The organism is Gordonia sp. (in: high G+C Gram-positive bacteria) (assembly GCF_049299075.1).
GTDB lineage: Bacteria > Actinomycetota > Actinomycetes > Mycobacteriales > Mycobacteriaceae > Gordonia.
The window spans coordinates 1-3,165 of record NZ_JBAQWU010000205.1; the positions used below are offsets into that span (position 1 = coordinate 1).

Consider the following 3,165-nt stretch of genomic DNA (forward strand, 5'->3'; position numbering starts at 1 on the left):
ACCCAGGCCCCGGGGGCGGCTTCCTTTGCCGGGGCCGGCCAGGCGGTGGTCGATCAGGCGCTGTGGTGGCACCAGCGGGCAACCGCCGAGGGGCGCGACGCTCTGGCCGCGGTATACGCGCAGATCGCCGCCGTGGCCGGTGACGACGCGCCGGGGGAGTACGCCGGCGACATCGCCGTCGTCACCGGTGCATCCGCCGATTCCATCGCGGCGTCGGTGGTCGGCGGCCTGCTAGCTGGCGGCGCCACGGTCGTGGCGACCACGTCGCGGCTGAACTCGCAGCGACTGGCCTTCTACAAGGAGCTGTACCGGACTTATGCCCGGGCCGGCGCCGCATTGTGGGTGGTCCCGGCGAATATGGCCGCGTACACCGACGTCGACGCCCTCATCGAGTGGCTGGGCAGCGAGCAGACCGAGAACCTCGGCGCGAGCACTGCCGTGGTCAAGCCGGTGCTGCGGCCCACTCTGCTGTTCCCGTTCGCCGCGCCGCGGGTGGCTGGCGATCTCACCGACGCCGGTGCGCGCGCCGAACTGGAGATGAAGGTGCTGCTGTGGTCGGTCGAGCGGCTGATCGGTGGTCTGTCGGCCATCGGCGCCGATCATGACCTGGCTGCCAGGCTGCACGTGGTGTTGCCTGGCTCGCCCAACCGCGGCATGTTCGGCGGCGACGGTGCGTACGGCGAGAGCAAGGCCGCGCTGGACGCCGTAGTGAGTCGCTGGAAGGCGGAGGGCTCGTGGTCCGCGCGGACCAGCCTCGCCCACGCCCTGATTGGCTGGGTGCGTGGCACCGGACTGATGGGTGGCAACGATGTGATGGTCGAGGCGGTGGAAGCCGCCGGCGTGCGGACCTGGAGCACCGAGGAGATGGCCGCGAGCCTGCTTGGACTCTGCAGCGCCGACCAGCGTGCGGCGGCGGCCTCGGCCCCACTGCTTGCCGACTTCACCGCCGGCTTGGCCGGTGCGGACCTTGACCTGGCCGCACTCGCCGAGCAGGCGCAGGCGCAGGCGCACGTCGTTTCGGACGCTGCGGAAACCGACGGCGTCGAGATTGCGGCGCTCTCGGCTCCGGCCCGCGCGCAGGTGGCTGGCAAGATCGACTGGGCCGAGCTGGACGCTCGCCCGGAGGATCTGGTGGTGATCGTCGGTGCGGCTGAGGTGGGGCCGTACGGATCCTCGCGCACCCGCTTGGAGATGGAGGTCGACGAAAAGCTCTCCGCCGCAGGCGTTTTGGAGCTGGCTTGGAACACCGGCCTGGTCCAGTGGGACACTGCACCCAAGCCGGGCTGGTACGACGTGGCTTCCGGCGATCCGGTGGACGAGGCCGATATCGCCGAGCGTTACCACGACGCCGTACTCGACCGCTGTGGCATCCGCCGCTATGCCGACGAGGGCGCGATGGTGGACAACTCGGCGCCGCTGCTGGAGTCGGTCTTCCTTGACTCCGATCTCAGCTTCACGGTGCCGTCGGAGGCGCAGGCACGGGCCTTCGCCTCGGCCGACCCCGAACGCACCCGCGTGACGCCGAACGGCGACACCGGTGACTGGACGGTGACTCGCTTGGCAGGCACCGAAATTCGGGTGCCGCGGCAGATGAAGCTCTCGCGCACCGTCGGCGGCCAGATCCCGACCGGTTTCGATCCGGTCCGCTGGGGTGTATCGGCCGATATGGTCGAGTCGGTCGACCGCGTCGCCCTGTGGAACCTGGTGGCTACCGTCGACGCCTTCCTGGGCGCCGGCTTCAGCCCAGCCGAGCTGATGCGCTGGGTCCACCCGGGCCTGGTGGCCAATACGCAGGGCACCGGCATGGGTGGCATGACCTCCATGCGGTCGCTGTACGTCGACACGCTGCTCGGCGAGTCGAAGGCGAACGACATCCTGCAGGAAGCGCTGCCGAATGTTGTTGCCGCCCACGTGGTTCAGTCGTACGTCGGTTCCTACGGCGCGATGATCCACCCGGTCGCGGCCTGTGCCACGGCCGCGGTTTCGGTGGAGGAGGGCGTCGACAAGATCCGTCTCGGCAAGGCGCTGTTCGCCGTTGCCGGTGGCTTCGACGATCTTGGTATCGAGGGGATCGTCGGATTCGGCGATATGTCGGCCACCGCCGACTCGGCGGTCATGAGCGCCCGCGGCATCGACGAGCGTCGCTTCTCCCGGGCCAATGACCGTCGGCGGGGCGGCTTCGTGGAGTCCGCTGGTGGCGGCACCGTCTTGCTGGCCCGCGGCGACGTCGCGGCGCAGATGGGGCTGCCGGTGCTGGGCGTGGTGGCCTGGGCGCAGAGCTTCGGCGACGGTGTGCACACGTCGATCCCGGCTCCCGGTCTTGGTGCGCTCGGTGCCGCGCGCGGCGCGCAGTACTCGCCGCTGGCGAACTCGCTGGCCGCTCTGGGCGTCACCCCCGACGAGGTCGCCGTCGTCTCCAAGCACGACACCTCCACCCGGGCCAACGACCCCAACGAGTCCGAACTGCATGAGCGGCTGGCCTCGGCGATCGGTCGCAGTGCTGGTGCGCCACTGTTCGTCGTCTCGCAGAAGTCGCTGACCGGTCACGCTAAGGGCGGCGCCGCCGCTTTCCAGCTGATCGGCCTGTGCCAGGTGCTGCGCGACGGGGTGATCCCGCCGAACCGCAGCCTGGACTGCGTCGACGAGAAGATGGCCGAGTACCCGCATCTGGTGTGGGCGCGCGAGCCGCTGGCCACCGAGGGGCGACTGCCGCTCAAGGCGGGGCTGCTGACCAGCCTCGGTTTCGGTCACGTCTCCGGCCTGATCGCCGTCGTCCATCCGGAAGCCTTCGTGGCGACGCTCGATGCCGCGGCGCGCGCAGAGTACCGGGTGCGTTCGGCGGAACGTCTGCGGAGCGGCCGTCAGCGGCTGCTGGAGGCGATGTGTGGGGTGGAGCCGGCCTACCAGCGGCCACCGAACCGACGGTTCGACGACGCGGCCGACGAGCACGACGCCGAAGCGGCGTTGCTCCTGGACGCCGACGTTCGCCTCGACGCCGCGGGGGTCTACCGATGAGCGTGATCGGCATCGGCATCGACATCGTCGACGTCACGGAGTTCGAGAGTCTGTTGGAACAAGCCGGCTCGACCATGCAGATGGGCTTTCGGCCGGGTGAGCGGCGCGACGCCGCCGCCCGAGCCGGCGGGTCCGGGCGCAGTCTGGCGG

1 protein-coding gene is annotated in these 3,165 nt (G+C 70.3%); it reads left to right on the forward strand.

Going from position 1 to position 3,165, the window contains the following annotated elements:
- Positions 1–3,015 (forward strand): beta-ketoacyl synthase N-terminal-like domain-containing protein (locus tag WAW85_RS06510; protein WP_422558818.1); only part of this gene is annotated, 3,015 nt, incomplete at its 5' end.
- Positions 3,016–3,165 lie beyond the last annotated feature (150 nt).